Origin of the sequence: Paenibacillus sp. FSL H8-0260 (genome assembly GCF_045040625.1) — a bacterium.
GTDB lineage: Bacteria > Bacillota > Bacilli > Paenibacillales > Paenibacillaceae > Paenibacillus_AQ > Paenibacillus_AQ odorifer.
This window is the reverse complement of sequence record NZ_CP150298.1, coordinates 1005341-1023340: the sequence shown is the minus strand read 5'-3', so window position 1 is coordinate 1023340 and position 18000 is coordinate 1005341. Positions and strand designations below refer to the sequence as shown.

10 protein-coding genes, 15 tRNA genes and 3 rRNA genes are annotated in these 18000 nt (G+C 47.7%); 5 read left to right on the top strand and 23 right to left on the bottom strand.

What is annotated here, in order from left to right:
- Window positions 1–33: 33 nt before the first annotated feature.
- On the top strand, window positions 34–786 hold the full coding sequence (locus MHI51_RS04420) for a MerR family transcriptional regulator (RefSeq protein WP_076219776.1): 753 nt from the start codon (window positions 34–36) through the stop codon (window positions 784–786).
- An 84-nt stretch (window positions 787–870) separates the two neighbouring features.
- Here the strand turns inward: MHI51_RS04420 and aroD are convergent, their stop codons facing one another.
- Both aroD and rbsK read right to left on the bottom strand, forming a co-directional pair.
- Window positions 871–1635: a type I 3-dehydroquinate dehydratase gene (aroD, locus tag MHI51_RS04415; RefSeq protein ID WP_076276801.1), complete on the bottom strand. Its 765-nt coding sequence runs from the start codon at window positions 1633–1635 to the stop codon at window positions 871–873.
- A gap of 61 nt (window positions 1636–1696) precedes the next feature.
- The gene (gene rbsK / locus MHI51_RS04410) at window positions 1697–2626 is read right to left on the bottom strand and encodes a ribokinase (protein ID WP_218641460.1); all 930 of its coding nucleotides are present in this window, start codon (window positions 2624–2626) and stop codon (window positions 1697–1699) included.
- A 256-nt stretch (window positions 2627–2882) separates the two neighbouring features.
- Here rbsK and glgP point away from each other — a divergent pair, with 256 nt between their 5' ends.
- Window positions 2883–4499 (top strand): alpha-glucan family phosphorylase, encoded by a 1617-nt coding sequence (gene glgP / locus MHI51_RS04405; protein ID WP_076219778.1) that lies wholly within the window; start codon window positions 2883–2885, stop codon window positions 4497–4499.
- A 262-nt stretch (window positions 4500–4761) separates the two neighbouring features.
- Complete coding sequence (gene katA / locus MHI51_RS04400; protein WP_405173625.1) at window positions 4762–6219, top strand: catalase KatA; 1458 nt, start codon at window positions 4762–4764, stop codon at window positions 6217–6219.
- A gap of 151 nt (window positions 6220–6370) precedes the next feature.
- On the opposite strand, the gene MHI51_RS04395 is transcribed toward katA, so the two are convergent.
- The gene (locus tag MHI51_RS04395) at window positions 6371–6565 is read right to left on the bottom strand and encodes a sporulation protein Cse60 (protein WP_036686883.1); all 195 of its coding nucleotides are present in this window, start codon (window positions 6563–6565) and stop codon (window positions 6371–6373) included.
- 396 nt (window positions 6566–6961) lie between these two features.
- Here MHI51_RS04395 and MHI51_RS04390 point away from each other — a divergent pair, with 396 nt between their 5' ends.
- Window positions 6962–7417, top strand: a complete 456-nt coding sequence (locus MHI51_RS04390) for a GreA/GreB family elongation factor (RefSeq protein WP_036686880.1) — start codon at window positions 6962–6964, stop codon at window positions 7415–7417.
- Window positions 7418–7486: 69 nt separating this feature from the next.
- On the opposite strand, the gene MHI51_RS04385 is transcribed toward MHI51_RS04390, so the two are convergent.
- The 19 genes from MHI51_RS04385 to MHI51_RS04295 all read right to left on the bottom strand — a co-directional run bounded on the left by MHI51_RS04385 (window position 7487) and on the right by MHI51_RS04295 (window position 14446).
- Complete coding sequence (locus MHI51_RS04385) at window positions 7487–7951, bottom strand: YdeI/OmpD-associated family protein (protein WP_076219780.1); 465 nt, start codon at window positions 7949–7951, stop codon at window positions 7487–7489.
- Between the two features lie 101 nt (window positions 7952–8052).
- A tRNA-Gly gene (locus MHI51_RS04380) sits at window positions 8053–8123 on the bottom strand.
- 12 nt (window positions 8124–8135) lie between these two features.
- A tRNA-Pro gene (locus MHI51_RS04375) sits at window positions 8136–8209 on the bottom strand.
- Between the two features lie 32 nt (window positions 8210–8241).
- Window positions 8242–8318: transfer RNA gene (locus MHI51_RS04370), tRNA-Arg, on the bottom strand.
- 10 nt (window positions 8319–8328) lie between these two features.
- Window positions 8329–8403, bottom strand: a tRNA-Gly gene (locus MHI51_RS04365).
- A 7-nt stretch (window positions 8404–8410) separates the two neighbouring features.
- Window positions 8411–8495: transfer RNA gene (locus MHI51_RS04360), tRNA-Leu, on the bottom strand.
- A 15-nt stretch (window positions 8496–8510) separates the two neighbouring features.
- Window positions 8511–8586 (bottom strand) — tRNA-Lys (locus MHI51_RS04355).
- A gap of 7 nt (window positions 8587–8593) precedes the next feature.
- A tRNA-Gln gene (locus MHI51_RS04350) sits at window positions 8594–8668 on the bottom strand.
- Window positions 8669–8684: 16 nt separating this feature from the next.
- Window positions 8685–8762, bottom strand: a tRNA-Asp gene (locus MHI51_RS04345).
- A 25-nt stretch (window positions 8763–8787) separates the two neighbouring features.
- Window positions 8788–8864 (bottom strand) — tRNA-Met (locus MHI51_RS04340).
- Between the two features lie 71 nt (window positions 8865–8935).
- Window positions 8936–9012, bottom strand: a tRNA-Met gene (locus MHI51_RS04335).
- A 15-nt stretch (window positions 9013–9027) separates the two neighbouring features.
- Window positions 9028–9103: transfer RNA gene (locus MHI51_RS04330), tRNA-Val, on the bottom strand.
- 6 nt (window positions 9104–9109) lie between these two features.
- Window positions 9110–9181: transfer RNA gene (locus MHI51_RS04325), tRNA-Glu, on the bottom strand.
- Window positions 9182–9197: 16 nt separating this feature from the next.
- Window positions 9198–9290 (bottom strand) — tRNA-Ser (locus MHI51_RS04320).
- A 5-nt stretch (window positions 9291–9295) separates the two neighbouring features.
- Window positions 9296–9371: transfer RNA gene (locus MHI51_RS04315), tRNA-Asn, on the bottom strand.
- A 3-nt stretch (window positions 9372–9374) separates the two neighbouring features.
- Window positions 9375–9451, bottom strand: a tRNA-Ile gene (locus tag MHI51_RS04310).
- Window positions 9452–9508: 57 nt separating this feature from the next.
- A 5S ribosomal RNA gene (gene rrf / locus MHI51_RS04305) occupies window positions 9509–9625 on the bottom strand.
- Between the two features lie 74 nt (window positions 9626–9699).
- Window positions 9700–12626: ribosomal RNA gene (locus tag MHI51_RS04300) — 23S ribosomal RNA — on the bottom strand.
- Window positions 12627–12888: 262 nt separating this feature from the next.
- A 16S ribosomal RNA gene (locus tag MHI51_RS04295) occupies window positions 12889–14446 on the bottom strand.
- Together the 16S, 23S and 5S rRNA genes with 15 tRNA genes alongside form the textbook arrangement of a ribosomal RNA operon.
- Before the next feature lie 474 nt (window positions 14447–14920).
- Between MHI51_RS04295 and MHI51_RS04290 the strand changes: the two genes are divergently transcribed.
- The gene (locus MHI51_RS04290; RefSeq protein ID WP_076221172.1) at window positions 14921–15208 is read left to right on the top strand and encodes a hypothetical protein; all 288 of its coding nucleotides are present in this window, start codon (window positions 14921–14923) and stop codon (window positions 15206–15208) included.
- A gap of 44 nt (window positions 15209–15252) precedes the next feature.
- Here MHI51_RS04290 and MHI51_RS04285 read toward each other — a convergent pair whose 3' ends face one another.
- Complete coding sequence (locus MHI51_RS04285; RefSeq protein WP_342410429.1) at window positions 15253–18000, bottom strand: alpha-mannosidase; 2748 nt, start codon at window positions 17998–18000, stop codon at window positions 15253–15255.

Here is an 18000-nt window from a genome sequence, read left to right as displayed (position 1 = left end):
TGATTTGTAGGAGGTGATACTACGGAATACACAGTGCAGAAGCTCGCAGAGTTAGCTGGAATCAGCACACGGACCCTGCGCTACTACGATGAGTTTGGCATTCTTAAGCCGGCGAGAATCAACTCTTCGGGGTATCGTATCTATGGCCGTACCGAAGTAGATCTACTACAGCAAATTTTATTTTATCGGGAGCTTGGCTTAAGTCTGGAACGTATCAAGGCTATTATGACAGAGCCCTCATTCGACGGAGCCAAAGCGCTGCGGGAGCATCATGACAAGCTACTGGAAAAAAGACAGCAATTAGATCTATTAATCGCTAACGTCGAAAAGACGCTGGCTCAAAAAGAAGGGAGAATTAGCATGAGTGATACTGAAAAATTCGAAGGCTTTAAACAAAAGCTGGTAGATGACAACGAAAAGAAATATGGCCAAGAAATAAGGGAGAAATACGGAGATGACACCATTAATCAATCCAACCAAAAGCTTAAAGGAATGACAGAAGAACAATATGCCGCTATACAACAGCTTGAGGAAGAGATGTTCGAAACACTCTTGCAAGCAATGGAGCATGGAGACCCTGCCAGTGTATTAGCGCAAAAAAGTGCAGACCTACACCGTGAGTGGCTCTCCTTCTACTGGAATTCCTATTCCAAAGAAGCTCATGCTGGTGTTGCACAATTGTATGTTGATGATGAACGTTTTACCGAATACTATGACAAACGCCGCCCTGGACTCGCTGCGTTTCTAAGAGATGCCGTACATGTATATACGGGAAAAAATGCGTAAGCGCACGAACAATATTTTAAAATAGAAAAAGGCATCCGGATACTCCGGATGCCTTTTTTTTGAGGCAATAGCAATCAGCAGAAATCACAGACTGCGGTGCAGCAGCGACAATGTATTCCGAAGCTCAGCGACAGCTACCTGGCCAGGTGCAGAAGGTTTATGTGCAGCTCCGAAGGTAAGCGCTGAACCAAAAACTTCACCTGCCAAACGGCTGATCACCCCGGCTCCCGCCATAGACATCGTTATAATCGGACGGTCTGCATATTTTTCCTTCATGATATGTGTAGCTTCCAGCAAAGTTAACACATCGCCTGCATCTTGGGGCATAACGGCAATTTTGGGCAAATCCCCGCCAAGCTCCTGCGCCTTGCATAACCGTGAGATGATCTCCTCTTTAGGAGGTGTACCCTGAAAATCATGATTTGAAATAATGACAGACACGTTATGAACATGAGCAGCTTCGATCAGTAGCTTTACATCCTGCTCATCATTAAATAGTTCAACATCTATTATATCTACTAGACCGCTCTCGGCAGCAGCTTTATTCAGTGCTGTGTAATATTCCGTGCTGACTTGCTTCTCTCCGCCTTCTTTTGCACTCCGAAAAGTAAAAATCAGCGGCAGATCTGGAATCACAGAACAGATTTCGCTTAGTGCGTTCTTTACAGCTGCAACGTCTTCCACTTCAGCAAAAAAATCCGTCCGCCACTCCACCAAATCAGGTTGCAGTACTTTCAGCGCTTCCGCTTCCTGCTTCAGCTCAGACAAGGTCGCTCCAATTAGCGGAACACATATCTTAGGGATTCCTTCGCCGATGATCACATTTTTAACGGTTACTGTTCTGCTCATTATTTAAGCTCCTTATCCTATCTCATCTAGTATAGATCTTGAATATCCTGTACTGTCTATTCTACAGCGATTTACGTTTTAGAAACTGCTCGACCTCGGACAACTGCGGCAATGAAGGGATCGCCCCTTCTTTCCCTACAGCCAATGCACCTACAGCATTAGCGAAGCTCACGGCTTCCTCCAAGGTCTTCCCTAAGACCAGCTGCTGGGCTAATGCGCCATTAAATGAGTCACCGGCAGCAACTGTATCTACCGCCTTTACCGGGAAGCCTGGAACAGCCTTGGCACCTTCAGCATTCACAATCAGGGCACCTTTTGAACCCAAGGTTACAATTACGTTCTGTACTCCTTTTTGCAGCAAAATACGGGCTGCCTGCTCAGCAGTCTCTGCGCTATCCACAGTCATTCCGGACAAAATCCCGGCTTCCGTCTCATTAGGTGTCAGGTAAGATACCTGAGCCAGCATCTCATCCTTTAGCACTCTAGCTGGTGCAGGATTAAGGATGACCGGAATCCCCTTACGATGGGCAATCGCAATCGCCTGCTCACTCATCGCCAGATCCATTTCAAGCTGCAGCACAATGATCTTAGCCTGGCTAATCACAGCCTCCAATGCCTGAATATCCTCTACCGTAAGCTCAATATTCGCTCCAGGTACCACGATAATCCGATTTTCTCCATCTTCTTCAATAACGATTGAGGCGACTCCTGTTGCCTCATGTTCACTTACAGAAATATGCTCTATATGAATGCCTTCATTCCTGATAATCTCCAGCATTTCGCTACCAAAGGTATCTTTTCCAACTCTTCCGATCATACTAACCTCTGCACCCAGACGTGCTGCGGCAACGGCCTGATTTGCCCCTTTTCCGCCAGGAGATAGAGCAAAGGCTTGTCCAATCAGGGTTTCTCCTGCATTTGGTGACCGGTTTGTACGTACCACCATATCCATATTCAAGCTTCCAATCACAACTATATCCAACTTAGACACCACCATTAATTATTTCTTCAATCTCTTTATCTTAGGGGCTTCTGTCCACTTTATCAATCAATTCCGCTCAATTGGATTCAAAATGGTTGTTTTCACCAAATTGACGTTATGCTTTTATTCATCGAGTGTGCTAGAATAGTGGTGCAATCGCTTCCACAATGATTGCCTGCACTATTTTGAGCAAACGTTTGCACCTAAGATAATGCCCGCAGCTTCACTGCAATTTAATCTAATCCGTGATTAGGAGGCTTATCAAGTGAACGAACAAAAATTACCGTCAGTCGCTTATTTTAGTATGGAGTACGGGCTGCATTCCGATTTCAAAATGTATGCCGGAGGTCTGGGCATTCTTGCCGGAGACTACATCAAGGGTGCAAAAGATATCAACGCCCCTATCATCCCTATTGGGCTGAAGTGGAAACAAGGTTACACGGACCAAAAGATTGATGCCAATGGCAATCCGTACGACTCCTATCACAATTATGTTTATGAGTTTCTTGAAGATACAGGGGTTAAGGTAACTGTTAAAGTCCGAAAAACCGATGTAGTATGCAAAGTATGGAAAACTGATTATTTTGGCAACAGCACATTGTATTTACTGGATACGGATATTCCCGAGAATAATGATGCCTGGATCACAGGCCAATTGTACGGCTGGTTCGGCGAAGAACGGATCGCACAAGAGATCGTGCTTGGGATTGGTGGAGTCAAAGCTATGCGTGCGCTGCAAATCCCTATTGATGTCTATCACTTCAATGAGGGTCATGCGGCTCTAGCGGCTATCGAACTAATCCGTGAAAAAATGTCCGGAGGCCATACCTTCGAAGAAGCGTGGAAAGCCACTCGCGAAGAAGTCGTATTCACTACCCACACACCAATCAAAGAAGGCAACGAAACCCATCCTCTCGACCGACTTGAGTATATGAGTGCGTTCAACGGCTTAACCCGTGACCAGATGGAGCGGATCGGCGGCGAGCCATTTAATATGACGGTTGCAGGTCTAAGACTATCACGTATTTCCAACGCAGTAGCCCAGCTACACGCCGATACGGCTAATAAAATGTGGAAGGAAGTAGCCGGAAGATCAGAAATTATAGGCATTACTAATGCCATCCATACTCCTACCTGGGTAGATGATAGAATGACGCAAGCCTACGAACAGGATGGAGACTTATGGGCAGTGCATAAAGAGATCAAGGGCGAACTGATCCAGTTCATCAAAGAACGTTCCGGCATTAGCTTAAATGCTGACAATTTACTCATCGGCTTCTCACGCAGAGCAGCTCCATATAAACGAAGCGACCTGATCTTCTCGCAGCCAGAAATTATCGAACCTTATCTGGAGTCTGGAAAGATACAAATTGTATTCTCCGGCAAAGCGCACCCACTCGATGATAACGGTAAAAAAATCGTCAGTAACCTAGTAGCGATGATGAAAAAGTATCCAAAGAGTGTTGTGTTCCTCGAGAATTACGATATGACGATTGGTGCCCAGCTGACGCGCGGTGCTGATATTTGGCTCAACAATCCACGCAGACCATTGGAAGCCAGCGGCACCTCCGGGATGAAAGCAGCTATGAACGGTGTATTGAACTGTTCTATTCTGGATGGCTGGTGGCCGGAAGCCTGCATCGATGGCGAGAATGGCTGGCAGATTGGAGACGGCTTCGAAACTACAGACTTTGAGGTTCTGGATAAGCATGATAGTGATGCACTGTACAACACCTTATTGAAACGTGTGCTCCCAACCTTTTACGAGAATCGTGAACAGTGGGTACAAATGATGAAAAAGAGTATCGAAACCACCCGTACGGAGTTTGCCACCAAAAGAATGTTAGATGAATATTACAACAGAATGTACATTAAAGCCTAAGTACAAGAACCGAATATCATCTATATCAAAAAATGCAGCGCACCCCTTCAGTGATGGTAGGGATGCGCTGTTTCTTTTTTAATTCTGCTAAGCAATTAATCACTTTGTCTATCATATATATCTGAATGTGCCAACGATGTATTGACGATTACCACATATTGTAATGAGTCAATTATTTAAAAAGTGTTGCAATTTCTCTAAAAAACATTAATATAGAACTTATACTAAATCTAAAATCAAATCTCATGAGGTGATTCTATTAATGAGCTCCAATAATAATAATCTTACAACCAGCTGGGGTGCTCCAGTAGGCGACAATCAGAATTCAATGACAGCCGGTGACCGCGGTCCCACTTTACTGCAAGATGTCCATTTGCTTGAGAAATTAGCCCACTTTAACAGAGAACGTGTTCCTGAACGTGTCGTTCATGCTAAAGGTGCAGGCGCTCACGGGTATTTTGAAGTTACAAAAGATCTAACCCAATACACAAAAGCTAACTTTTTGTCTGAAGTAGGCAAACGTACACCGTTGTTCATTCGTTTTTCTACTGTAGCTGGTGAATTAGGTTCTGCTGATACCGTACGCGACCCTCGTGGATTTGCCGTGAAGTTCTATACTGAAGAAGGAAACTATGATCTCGTAGGTAACAATACGCCTGTATTCTTCGTTCGTGATGCGATTAAATTCCCGGACTTTATTCATACACAGAAACGTGATCCACAGACACATCTGAAGAACCCGAATGCTGTATGGGACTTCTGGTCTTTATCGCCTGAATCTCTGCATCAGGTAACGATTTTGATGTCGGATCGCGGAATTCCAGCTACGCTGAGACATATGCATGGGTTCGGTAGCCATACCTTCAAGTGGGTAAATGCCGAGGGCAATGCAGTCTGGGTGAAATACCATTTCAAAACAGAACAAGGCATTAAAAATCTAGATGCAGACCTTGCTGCCAAAATCGCTGGGGAAAACCCGGATTATCATACAGAGGACTTGTTTAATGCTATTGATAAAGGAGATTTCCCTGCTTGGAAGCTCTACGTGCAAATTATGCCAATCGAGGATGCGAAGACTTACCGTTTTGATCCATTTGATGTAACAAAGGTCTGGTCGCAAAAAGATTATCCGTTAATCGAGGTTGGACGTATGGTATTGGATCGCAATCCGGAGAACTACTTTGCTGAAGTAGAACAAGTTACATTCTCCCCCGGCTCTTTCGTTCCTGGTATTGAAGCTTCGCCTGATAAATTGCTACAAGGCCGTCTGTTCGCTTATGGTGATGCACACCGTCACCGGGTTGGTCCCAACCATAACAGTTTACCTATCAACCGTCCAAAAGTAGAAGTGAAGAACTATCAACGTGATGGTGGTATGGCCTTGGGCAACAATGGCGGTTCCGGTGCCTATTACGAGCCTAACAGCTTAGGAGGACCTAAAGAATCACCGCAGCATAAAACATCGCCGTTCGAAGTCTCTGGTTATGCGGATAGTGTCTCCTACAATAGTGACGATCACTATACACAATCAGGTGACTTGTACCGTCTAATGTCTGAAGAAGAACGTACCCGTCTAGTTCAAAATATCGTTGGCGCTATGACTCCTGTTGAAAGTAACGATATCAAACGTCTCCAGATTGAGCATTTCTTTAAAGCTGATCCAGACTTGGGACAGCGTATCGCATCCGGTTTGGGTTTATCTGTACCAGACGGAATGTAAGATTGTAAATGCACTTATAAACTAAAGAGGACCTTTGCCCGTAGATGGGAAAGGTCCTCTTTTTGCTAATTAGCTGAAAACATAATAAATGATGACAATCACAACGCCCAGCGTGGAGACAATGGATAGACATGAAAAAAACGTGTTCCAGTTATTGCCTTTCATTTGTCTTATACACGACCAGTATAGTGGTTCTTTGGTGCTCTGCCCCATCACGTGATGATTTAACTACCGAACCGTAACAGATATTCACAATCTGTTCCTCCCGTAGTCCTGCCAGGAACTCATTAGCTTTATTCTCTGCATAAGAATTATCAGCATCTACAAACTCTTTAACTTGAATCATCCTGATCTCCTCCTTTAATAAATTAAGTAGTTATTTTATAGTTCTGGAATCTATATGTGAACTCAACGAAATGTACATGGCGTATCACTCCCCAGGTAACAATTAATGTAAAAATATCTTCAAAATACAGTATAGGCATTTCGCAGTTTTCTACGAAATGCCTATGCATCAGCCTATCATAGCACCCAAGTATGTAATAGTCAAAGGTTTTCATTACAATATTTAGAAGGTTTTAATTCCCCTTTTAAAATGGATTGGATTTACAAATAGAAGCTGGTATACTGATCAGAAGGTCTCCATTGGGGGACCTCTATTTGTATAGGAGGGATTTTAAGATGGCAACACACCATAACAGGTTTACAAGGAATGTGCTACTTAGAGGGGGTGAAATCTACTATGAACCATAGTCTTATCTATGAAGGCTCACGGACACAGCTGCTTCAGCAGCTTATCTATTTTGATGAGGAAAAAATCGCATTTCTAAATCAGTACTTTCCGGTACGGAGCAAGGATAGAAGCAACGCTGAAACGCTGTTATCCCGTTATTGCTCCGAGCTGGAACAATTACTAACTGAGTTCAATGGTGAAGATTTAAATTCACAGGTCTTTATCGGAAGTCAGCTGCAGCTTCGTTACTTGGACGATAATACTACAGATATCTATACCATCGTATTTCCTAACCAAGCAGAACCTAACGATAACAAGATTTCTATGTTGTCACCTATAGGCATGCAGCTGCTGCTGGCTGAGCTCGGCAGTACTTGTCAGCTAGCGATTCCTTCAGGTCAACTAGAGGTGAAGATCGAAAGCATTAAGTTCGTGAATAATGGTGAAGTAGGCGTTCTTATATAAGGACGATCCCTTATATACCCGCTACAGCAGCGTCCCTTTCCAGATATTAAGGAGGAGGACGCTGTTCTATTATTTAAGCCTCAAACCTTCTTCCAGCTTATTAACTGACTTCTGGATCCTTGCTGCTCTGGTTTCCGGTCTTTTCGCCCCTTCGATCCAGCTCACATATTCCTTCCGATAGGAATAAGCCAAGCTGTTATAATATACCTCTGCCTGCTCATTGCTGCTTAGTGCGTCCAGAAAATCTTCTGGAGCTTCTATCTCCCGCAATTGATGATCTTGTTCCATTGTCACCCGAACTATATCTCCAGGTTGAGCATGGGCTAAGTCTCGCAGTTCTTTTTTCACGACCATAAAATGTTTCCCATTACCATGCGGCATGAGTGTTCCTCTATAGGGAATGTCATTCAGGCTTCCTTTAACTTGTATCCTTGATTTAGTTTCATATATTTGTTCAGCGTCAAAAGGAACCGTAAGATATGTCCAACTCCCATTCATATCTGGTCTGACTAACCTTGCTTCAAATTCAAACATTGGCCCCTCCTCAAATAAAATCTCTAGTTCCTATTGTATCCATACGTGCTTAACTATACAAAAAAACACCCGCCTAATACCGGCAGGTGTTTCTCTTTATAAGCGGGTGATGGGAATCGAACCCACGCTATCAGCTTGGAAGGCTGAAGTTCTACCATTGAACTACACCCGCAAAGGTATAAAATCGGGATGACACGATTTGAACATGCGACCCCCTGGTCCCAAACCAGGTGCTCTACCAAGCTGAGCTACATCCCGTTAACAATACTATAACTGCTTAGTAATAAAAATGGCGCGCCCTGAGAGATTCGAACTCCCGGCCTTTTGATTCGTAGTCAAACGCTCTATCCAGCTGAGCTAAGGGCGCAAAATCTATATGGAGCGGACGACGGGAATCGAACCCGCGACCCTCGCCTTGGCAAGGCGATGCTCTACCGCTGAGCCACGTCCGCAAAAACATGGTGCGCGTGAAGGGACTCGAACCCCCACGTCGTGAAACGCCAGATCCTAAGTCTGGTGCGTCTGCCAATTCCGCCACACGCGCACACTTTAAACAAAATGGTGAGCCATGAAGGACTCGAACCTTCGACACCCTGATTAAAAGTCAGGTGCTCTACCAACTGAGCTAATGGCTCTCATAAATGGCTGGGGATATAGGATTTGAACCTATGCATGACGGAGTCAAAGTCCGTTGCCTTACCGCTTGGCTAATCCCCAATAATAATTAACTAAATGGCGGAACCGACGGGATTCGAACCCGCGATCTCCTGCGTGACAGGCAGGCATGTTAGGCCAACTACACCACGGTTCCATAGACATAATGCATAAGTGTAAATTGGTTGCGGGGGCAGGATTTGAACCTGCGGCCTTCGGGTTATGAGCCCGACGAGCTACCGGGCTGCTCCACCCCGCGTCATTAATTAGTATATACTATTCATTTTCACCATACCAGCTTATCCCTAAACATAATGTATAAGAGTAAATTGGTTGCGGGGGCAGGACTTGAACCTGCGACCTTCGGGTTATGAGCCCGACGAGCTACCGGGCTGCTCCACCCCGCGTCAGTGAAAATAATATGGTGGAGGCTGAGGGGATCGAACCCCCGACCCTCTGCTTGTAAGGCAGATGCTCTCCCAGCTGAGCTAAGCCTCCATGATATGACCCGTATGGGATTCGAACCCATGTTACCTCCGTGAAAGGGAGGTGTCTTAACCCCTTGACCAACGGGCCATGCTAATAATTTTTATGGCGGAGAGAGAGGGATTCGAACCCTCGAGACGCTTGTGGCGCCTACACGATTTCCAATCGTGCTCCTTCGGCCAAACTCGGACACCTCTCCATAAATGGCTCCCCGAACAGGACTCGAACCTGTGACAACTCGATTAACAGTCGAGTGCTCTACCAACTGAGCTATCAGGGAATATGGTGGGCCTTAGTGGACTCGAACCACCGACCTCACCCTTATCAGGGGTGCGCTCTAACCAGCTGAGCTAAAGGCCCTTCTAAGACATATTAATATTAAGGGCAAAAAAAATACCACGGGTAATGTGGTTGTCCGCTTGGCGGCGTCCTACTCTCCCAGGACCCTTCGGTCCAAGTACCATCGGCGCTGGAGGGCTTAACGGTCGTGTTCGGGATGGGTACGTGTGGAACCCCTCCGCTATCGCCACCAAACGGGCATTTACAGCGTAAATGCTCAGGCTTAATCGCCTGAAAACTGAATCCGAAACAAATCTGCATTCTACGTATAGGATAAGCCCTCGACCGATTAGTATTGGTCAGCTCCATGCATTGCTGCACTTCCACCTCCAACCTATCTACCTCGTCGTCTTCAAGGGGTCTTACTAATTGGGAAATCTCATCTTGAGGGGGGCTTCACGCTTAGATGCTTTCAGCGCTTATCCCGTCCGTACGTAGCTACCCAGCCATGCTCCTGGCGGAACAACTGGTGCACCAGCGGTACGTCCATCCCGGTCCTCTCGTACTAAGGACAGCTCCTCTCAAATTTCCTGCGCCCACGACAGATAGGGACCGAACTGTCTCACGACGTTCTGAACCCAGCTCGCGTACCGCTTTAATGGGCGAACAGCCCAACCCTTGGGACCTACTTCAGCCCCAGGATGCGATGAGCCGACATCGAGGTGCCAAACCTCCCCGTCGATGTGGACTCTTGGGGGAGATAAGCCTGTTATCCCCAGGGTAGCTTTTATCCGTTGAGCGATGGCCCTTCCATGCGGTACCACCGGATCACTAAGTCCGACTTTCGTCCCTGCTCGACTTGTAGGTCTCGCAGTCAAGCTCCCTTATGCCTTTGCACTCTGCGAATGATTTCCAACCATTCTGAGGGAACCTTGGAACGCCTCCGTTACTCTTTAGGAGGCGACCGCCCCAGTCAAACTGCCCGCCTGACACGGTCCCCGTACCCGATAAGGGCACTAGGTTAGAACCTAGATACGATCAGGGTGGTATCCCAACGGCGCCTCCACCGAAGCTTGCGCTCCGATTTCTACGGCTCCCACCTATCCTGTACAGATCGTACCCAAATTCAATATCAAGCTGCAGTAAAGCTCCATGGGGTCTTTCCGTCTTGTCGCGGGTAACCTGCATCTTCACAGGTATTAAAATTTCACCGGATCTCTCGTTGAGACAGCGCCCAAGTCGTTACGCCATTCGTGCGGGTCAGAATTTACCTGACAAGGAATTTCGCTACCTTAGGACCGTTATAGTTACGGCCGCCGTTTACTGGGGCTTCGGTTCATAGCTTCGGGTTACCCCTAACCACTCCCCTTAACCTTCCAGCACCGGGCAGGCGTCAGCCCGTATACTTCGCCTTGCGGCTTCGCACAGACCTGTGTTTTTGCTAAACAGTCGCTTGGGCCTTTTCACTGCGGCCCCCTCGTGCTATTCACACTACCGGGGCACCCCTTCTCCCGAAGTTACGGGGTCATTTTGCCGAGTTCCTTAACGAGAGTTCTTCCGCGCGCCTTAGAATTCTCTTCTCGCCTACCTGTGTCGGTTTGCGGTACGGGCACCTTCTCCTGGCTAGAGGCTTTTCTTGGCAGTGTGAGATCATGACCTTCGCTACTATAATTTTCGCTCCCCATCACAGCCCAGCCTTAACGATGTGCGGATTTGCCTACACATCAGCCTCACTGCTTAGACGGACATCCATCAGTCCGCGTCACTACCCTCCTGCGTCACCCCATCGCTCATAGCGGATTACGGTGGTACAGTAATTTCAAACTGTTGTCCTTCGACTACGCCTTTCGGCCTCGCCTTAGGTCCCGACTTACCCTGAGCGGACGAGCCTTCCTCAGGAAACCTTGGGCTTTCGGCGGATCAGATTCTCACTGATCTTTTCGTTACTCATACCGGCATTCTCACTTGTGTAGTGTCCAGCGCTCTTTTCAGTACACCTTCAACCCCTACACAACGCTCCCCTACCCCAGATACATACGTATCTAGCCATAGCTTCGGTGGTGTGTTTAGCCCCGTTACATTTTCGGCGCAGAGTCACTCGACCAGTGAGCTATTACGCACTCTTTCAATGGTGGCTGCTTCTAAGCCAACATCCTGGTTGTCTGTGCAACTCCACATCCTTTCCCACTTAACACACACTTGGGGACCTTAGCTGATGGTCTGGGCTGTTTCCCTTTTGACAATGGATCTTAGCACTCACTGTCTGACTCCCGGCAATAAGTATATGGCATTCGGAGTTTGACTGAGCTTGGTAATCCTTGCGGACCCCGCACCCAATCAGTGCTCTACCTCCACTACTCTTATACCGAGGCTAGCCCTAAAGCTATTTCGGGGAGAACCAGCTATCTCCGAGTTCGATTGGAATTTCTCCGCTACCCCCACCTCATCCCCGCACTTTTCAACGTACGTGGGTTCGGGCCTCCAGTGCGTGTTACCGCACCTTCACCCTGGACAGGGGTAGATCACACGGTTTCGGGTCTACGTCCACATACTAAATCGCCCTATTCAGACTCGCTTTCGCTGCGGCTCCACCTTCTCGGCTTAACCTTGCATGTTAAACGTAACTCGCCGGTTCATTCTACAAAAGGCACGCCATCACCCATTAATAGGGCTCTGACTTTTTGTAAGCACACGGTTTCAGGTTCTATTTCACTCCCCTTCCGGGGTGCTTTTCACCTTTCCCTCACGGTACTGTTTCACTATCGGTCGCCAGGTAGTATTTAGCCTTAGCAGATGGTCCTGCTGGATTCATACGGGGTTTCACGTGCCCCGCACTACTCGGGATCCGTCTCGGAGAGAATACAGTTTAGGTTACAGGGCTTTTACCTCTATCGCGGGCCTTTCCAGACCTCTTCACCTACCATATTCCTTTGTAACTCCATGTGAGACGTCCCACAACCCCTAAGAGCAAGCTCTTAGGTTTAGGCTGTTCCGCGTTCGCTCGCCGCTACTGACGGAATCACTATTGTTTTCTCTTCCTCAGGGTACTTAGATGTTTCAGTTCCCCTGGTCTGCCTCTACATTTCCTATGTATTCAGAAATGAGTAACTGCGAATTACCACAGCTGGGTTTCCCCATTCGGACACCCCCGGATCAAAGCTTGCTTACAGCTCCCCGAGGCAGTTTCGTTGTTCGCCACGTCCTTCGTCGGCTCCTGGCGCCTAGGCATCCTCCGTGTGCTCTTATTAGCTTAACCTTGATTCTTCCGCAGGAAAATATCATACGATGACATTCTCTTTGGAATCATCTCACTAATAACATTTACTTGCTTACACAAGTTGCTAAAAGATGTTCTAAAACGCAAATTCGTTTCGGTATCCAGTTTTCAAGGATCAAGTCTTACTTGAGAGCTTAAACTCTCAAAACTGAGCAACGAGTGAGTAACAGGCCTAAACCTGAGTTTTGGAAGCTGAGCTTCCGATTTGAATGTTCTCATTGCAGAGAACGATTCTCCATAGAAAGGAGGTGATCCAGCCGCACCTTCCGATACGGCTACCTTGTTACGACTTCACCCCAATCATCTACCCCACCTTCGGCGGCTGGCTCCCTTGCGGGTTACCCCACCGACTTCGGGTGTTGTAAACTCTCGTGGTGTGACGGGCGGTGTGTACAAGACCCGGGAACGTATTCACCGCGGCATGCTGATCCGCGATTACTAGCAATTCCGACTTCATGCAGGCGAGTTGCAGCCTGCAATCCGAACTGAGACCGGCTTTGATGGGATTGGCTCCACCTCGCGGCTTCGCTTCCCGTTGTACCGGCCATTGTAGTACGTGTGTAGCCCAGGTCATAAGGGGCATGATGATTTGACGTCATCCCCACCTTCCTCCGGTTTGTCACCGGCAGTCACTCTAGAGTGCCCAGCTTAACCTGCTGGCAACTAAAGTTAAGGGTTGCGCTCGTTGCGGGACTTAACCCAACATCTCACGACACGAGCTGACGACAACCATGCACCACCTGTCTCCTCTGTCCCGAAGGCCGCCGCTATCTCTAGCAGATTCAGAGGGATGTCAAGACCTGGTAAGGTTCTTCGCGTTGCTTCGAATTAAACCACATACTCCACTGCTTGTGCGGGTCCCCGTCAATTCCTTTGAGTTTCAGTCTTGCGACCGTACTCCCCAGGCGGAGTGCTTACTGTGTTAACTTCGGCACCAAGGGTATCGAAACCCCTAACACCTAGCACTCATCGTTTACGGCGTGGACTACCAGGGTATCTAATCCTGTTTGCTCCCCACGCTTTCGCGCCTCAGCGTCAGTTACAGCCCAGAAAGTCGCCTTCGCCACTGGTGTTCCTCCACATATCTACGCATTTCACCGCTACACGTGGAATTCCACTTTCCTCTTCTGTACTCAAGCCACCCAGTTTCCAGTGCGACCTCAGGTTGAGCCCAAGGTTTAAACACCAGACTTAAATAGCCGCCTGCGCGCGCTTTACGCCCAATAATTCCGGACAACGCTTGCCCCCTACGTATTACCGCGGCTGCTGGCACGTAGTTAGCCGGGGCTTTCTTCTCAGGTACCGTCACTCCGGTAGCAGTTACTCTACCGGACGTTCTTCCCTGGCAACAGAGCTTTACGATCCGAAAACCTTCATCACTCACGCGGCGTTGCTCCGTCAGGCTTTCGCCCATTGCGGAAGATTCCCTACTGCTGCCTCCCGTAGGAGTCTGGGCCGTGTCTCAGTCCCAGTGTGGCCGTTCACCCTCTCAGGTCGGCTACGCATCGTCGCCTTGGTGGGCCGTTACCCCACCAACTAGCTAATGCGCCGCAGGCCCATCCCTCAGTGACAGATTGCTCCGTCTTTCATTCTTCTCTCAGGAGAAAAAAGAAATTATCCGGTATTAGCTACCGTTTCCGGTAGTTATCCCAGTCTGAAGGGCAGGTTGCCTACGTGTTACTCACCCGTCCGCCGCTAAGTCATTTTGAAAGCAAGCTTTCAAAATGACTCCGCTCGACTTGCATGTATTAGGCACGCCGCCAGCGTTCGTCCTGAGCCAGGATCAAACTCTCCAATTAGTATTGAAAAGAGCGATATGCTCATTTTGAAACATCTGACAAGAAAATTAATTCTCTAATTTTGGATTTCACTTGCGTGATTTCCTACTCACTCGTTGTTCAGTTTTCAAAGATCAAGTTCTCGTTGGCGCCGTTTAATGTCTCAGCAGCAACTCTTATACTATATCATGTTCGGCTATTTAATGTCAAGCTCTTTTTTTAACTTCTTTTTCGAGCTCGGCATGTGTACTTCTTGGCCGGACTTAGAATATATCATGTATGGAGATGCATTGCAAGCTTTATTTTAATAAAACTAAACACATACTTTTCCGCAATTGTATCGCAACCGCCTTCCCCTTTTCCGCGTCTATCTATTAACATCAGAGCCCCCTTCATACATAGGTATCAATTCCATTATTTTTTTGGCAAAGAGGTGATTCATATAAAGACCTTACATGATCTCTAGCTTCCCTCTAAAAGGAGGTTGGAGAATCAATGAGCAGAAGTGTGAAAAAGCAACCCGTTTGCAGCGACCAACAGAAACACGGTTCCTCATGGGCTAAAAAACAAGCCAATAAAGCCGTCCGCCGCTATCCTGGCGACATCCCTAAAGGGAAATGGTATCAGAAACTGTATAACAGCTGGAACATTTGCGACTACAGCTTTTACCAAACTAAACAGCAGGCGATTCATGAATGGGAAACAAACCATTGGATCCAGTTGAGATTCCCCTCCCGCCAAGAGGCCATTCAAGATTGGCACAAGTCTTATAGAAGAAAGTAAATCAAAAGATGCCCCAGCAGGGAAGCGCCGGGGCATCTTTTTACCTAGAAGCTTAATTTCGCACCTACAGTTACAATCTCAGATGGTCCGACCTCTAAGTGGTGAACCGAAGACGTTACTCCTTGTAAAGCAGGGTTAGGCTGCTCTAAGATATTGCTTTTAAATAAATACTCTTGAGGACTGTTCACTTCCAGTTGCAACTGTGTCTGCTGAGCGGACATATTGTACCAACGCAAAAACAAGTCGCCGGAAGTTCCGTTCATTTTCATGGATGAGAAGGCCATGTTGTCTCCCTCCCAAACCAATGGGGTATATCCAGAGTTCCACTTCCCGCTATGCAGGCCGGTCTGACATACCGTCCAAGGGATCTGGAATTGATAGGCCTCTGTATATGCCCGCTGTTCACTTCCCTCACCAGAATGAGGAATCAGCTCCAGTTGTGCTGTGTATTCGCCCAGGCACTGTGCTTCCGGTGTTGGGAACCAGCCCCAATCCCCCAATTCCCCTACACTGCGTAATAAGGTGATGGCAATAGTATTGCGTCCATCCCGCAGAACCTCATATTCGTTCAATCCCTGATTGGCTACCGTAAGTCCTACATCGCCATTGCTGACATCCACAAAGGATTGCTGATGTTGAGTGTTGCTCGGATTTGCCCATTCTGGTGCTGGATTATTATCTCGGATAGCCACTTCAAACATAGAATCCACACGATGCACATCGGTAGACAGATCGGTCGGGAAAAGCATTCGTATCCGGTGATCCTTGGCTTGGTTATTAATTGTGGATTCAATATGCACACCTTTGCCTTCCCGCTCCAGCGATACGACGGTACGAAGCTTCAAAACCACCGTATTTACACTCCGCTGCGCTTTACGCTCAGGATAATACACAAGTGCACGCTGTTCCGCCTCCAAGGTGTCATCCGCCGAAGCCGGAATCTCCCAATCTATTCGGATCTCAATGGCCGCACGGAAGGGAGAGTCTTCAATCACCTTAATAACTGCAGGCTGGCCTTTGGTCGTCAGCGCTTGTTCACCTTCTGGCTGCTTGTACATGTATTCATTGCCTACGTCTCCGGTATTCTCGTAAATCCCCAACTCACGATAAGTGGTATCGCTATGCTTATCCAATAACGTAAATGAACCATCCTCAGCAACAACTACCTTGAGAGATGCATTCTCCAAGCTGCGCTCTCCTTCTATTAAAGAGCTTCCCTGAGCGGATTCCGTAGTTGATTGTACCCAAGCGTAAGTACAAAGCCCAAGTGCAGGCACATTGCGTGCTTCAAAAGTAAGTCTCACTTTGCGGCACATATACGGCTGACGAAATTGGTCATCAGGCAGATCATAACCAAAGCTTAAACCCAGATCTTCCACTGTAGACGCTAATTCCTCCCCTGTGTGATCGACGAGAATCCTGCCGGACAAATCAACAGCCAGCATTCTGCGGGCAGTCTCATCCAAAGGATAACCCTCGCGCAGATATAACCGTTCAGCATCCAGCTCTATAGTTACCGTTCCCGTTCGCTTCCACCCCGTGGTATTCATCACTATAAAAGGAACTGCATCTTCCCCGTATGCGGAAAAGCCAGAAGTCTCCACTTGATCTGCGATAAACTTAGCACTGTCATCTATGATGCTCTCAGCAACATGCCGGCTTTTATCAAAACGAGTTACCATCTCACGATGCACTTCATCCACACTACAACCACAGATACTGTCATGCGGATGGTTCTGCATCAGCGTCTTCCAGGCATAGGTGAATAGATGGTGCGGGTAGTCCTGTCCGGACAGGCAGGCGATGGAGGCCAGCGGCTCGGCTACTTTTTCCAAAAGAGTCTGGCCCAGCTGGTTCATCTGCTTTAAATAAACCCGGGCTGAGGCTGTGTTCACTAAGGTGCCCCATCCGTCTGTACGCTGGCTGCGCAGTTCCCCTGTAACGGTGGAGAGCTCCCGCTGACCCGAGGATAATTGCTGATCCAAGGCTTGCAGATAGTCCGGGAAATTTGAATGCACGAACTTCACTTCAGGGTATAGCTTTTCGGCGGTGCGGATAGCTTCCGGCAAATCCAATTGCAGAGGCTGATGGTCGCACCCGTTCATGAACAATAACTCCCCCGTTGAAGCATACTTCTCTGCATCCGCAAGCTTACGGTCCCAGAATTCCCGAGCCGCACCTTCCTCAACAGGAACTTCATTGCCGTTAGAATACCAGTTGGCAAATAGGATACCGAGAATTTTGGATCCATCCGGCCCTTCCCAGATCAGCTCGGAGAAAGAGGACTCATAACCTGCATCCGATACAGTGTTGTTAAATCCCGTAGGCTTCACCCCGCGTCCAAAAAAAGCATTCGTAATCCCTGACTGCAACATCAGCTGCGGAGTCTGTCCGACCAATCCAAAGGTATCAGGAAAATAACCGATTTTGGAAGGCTCACCGTATTTCTCGGCATCCTGATGGCCGATCTGCATATTCCGCACATTTGCCTCGCCGCTCGTCAGGAACGCATCCTGCAAAATGTACCAAGGTCCAATCAAGATTCGCCCATCCCGGATATACTTCTCCAGCTTCTCTTTGTTCTCTGGCCGAACCTGAAGATAATCCTCCAGAATAATGGTTTGCCCATCGAGGTAAAAACTGCGGAAGGCGGAATCTCCGTCCAGCTTCGCAAGCAGTGCATCCACCAGTTGAACCAGACGGACGTGGTGTTTCTCATAGGGCAAATACCATTCACGGTCCCAGTGAGTATGGGACACGATATGGGCTGTTTTGGTTGTTGTGTGGGTCAT

What these genes read in the sequence shown, in the direction of transcription:
- aroD (WP_076276801.1), bottom strand. Translation starts at nt 1,635, where the DNA reads ATGAGCAGAACAGTAACCGTTAAAAATGTGATCATCGGCGAAGGAATC.
- katA (WP_405173625.1), top strand. Translation starts at nt 4,762, where the DNA reads ATGAGCTCCAATAATAATAATCTTACAACCAGCTGGGGTGCTCCAGTA.
- MHI51_RS04395 (WP_036686883.1), bottom strand. Translation starts at nt 6,565, where the DNA reads ATGATTCAAGTTAAAGAGTTTGTAGATGCTGATAATTCTTATGCAGAG.
- MHI51_RS04390 (WP_036686880.1), top strand. Translation starts at nt 6,962, where the DNA reads ATGAACCATAGTCTTATCTATGAAGGCTCACGGACACAGCTGCTTCAG.
- MHI51_RS04385 (WP_076219780.1), bottom strand. Translation starts at nt 7,951, where the DNA reads ATGTTTGAATTTGAAGCAAGGTTAGTCAGACCAGATATGAATGGGAGT.
- MHI51_RS04290 (WP_076221172.1), top strand. Translation starts at nt 14,921, where the DNA reads ATGAGCAGAAGTGTGAAAAAGCAACCCGTTTGCAGCGACCAACAGAAA.
- MHI51_RS04285 (WP_342410429.1), bottom strand. Translation starts at nt 18,000, where the DNA reads ATGACCCACACAACAACCAAAACAGCCCATATCGTGTCCCATACTCAC.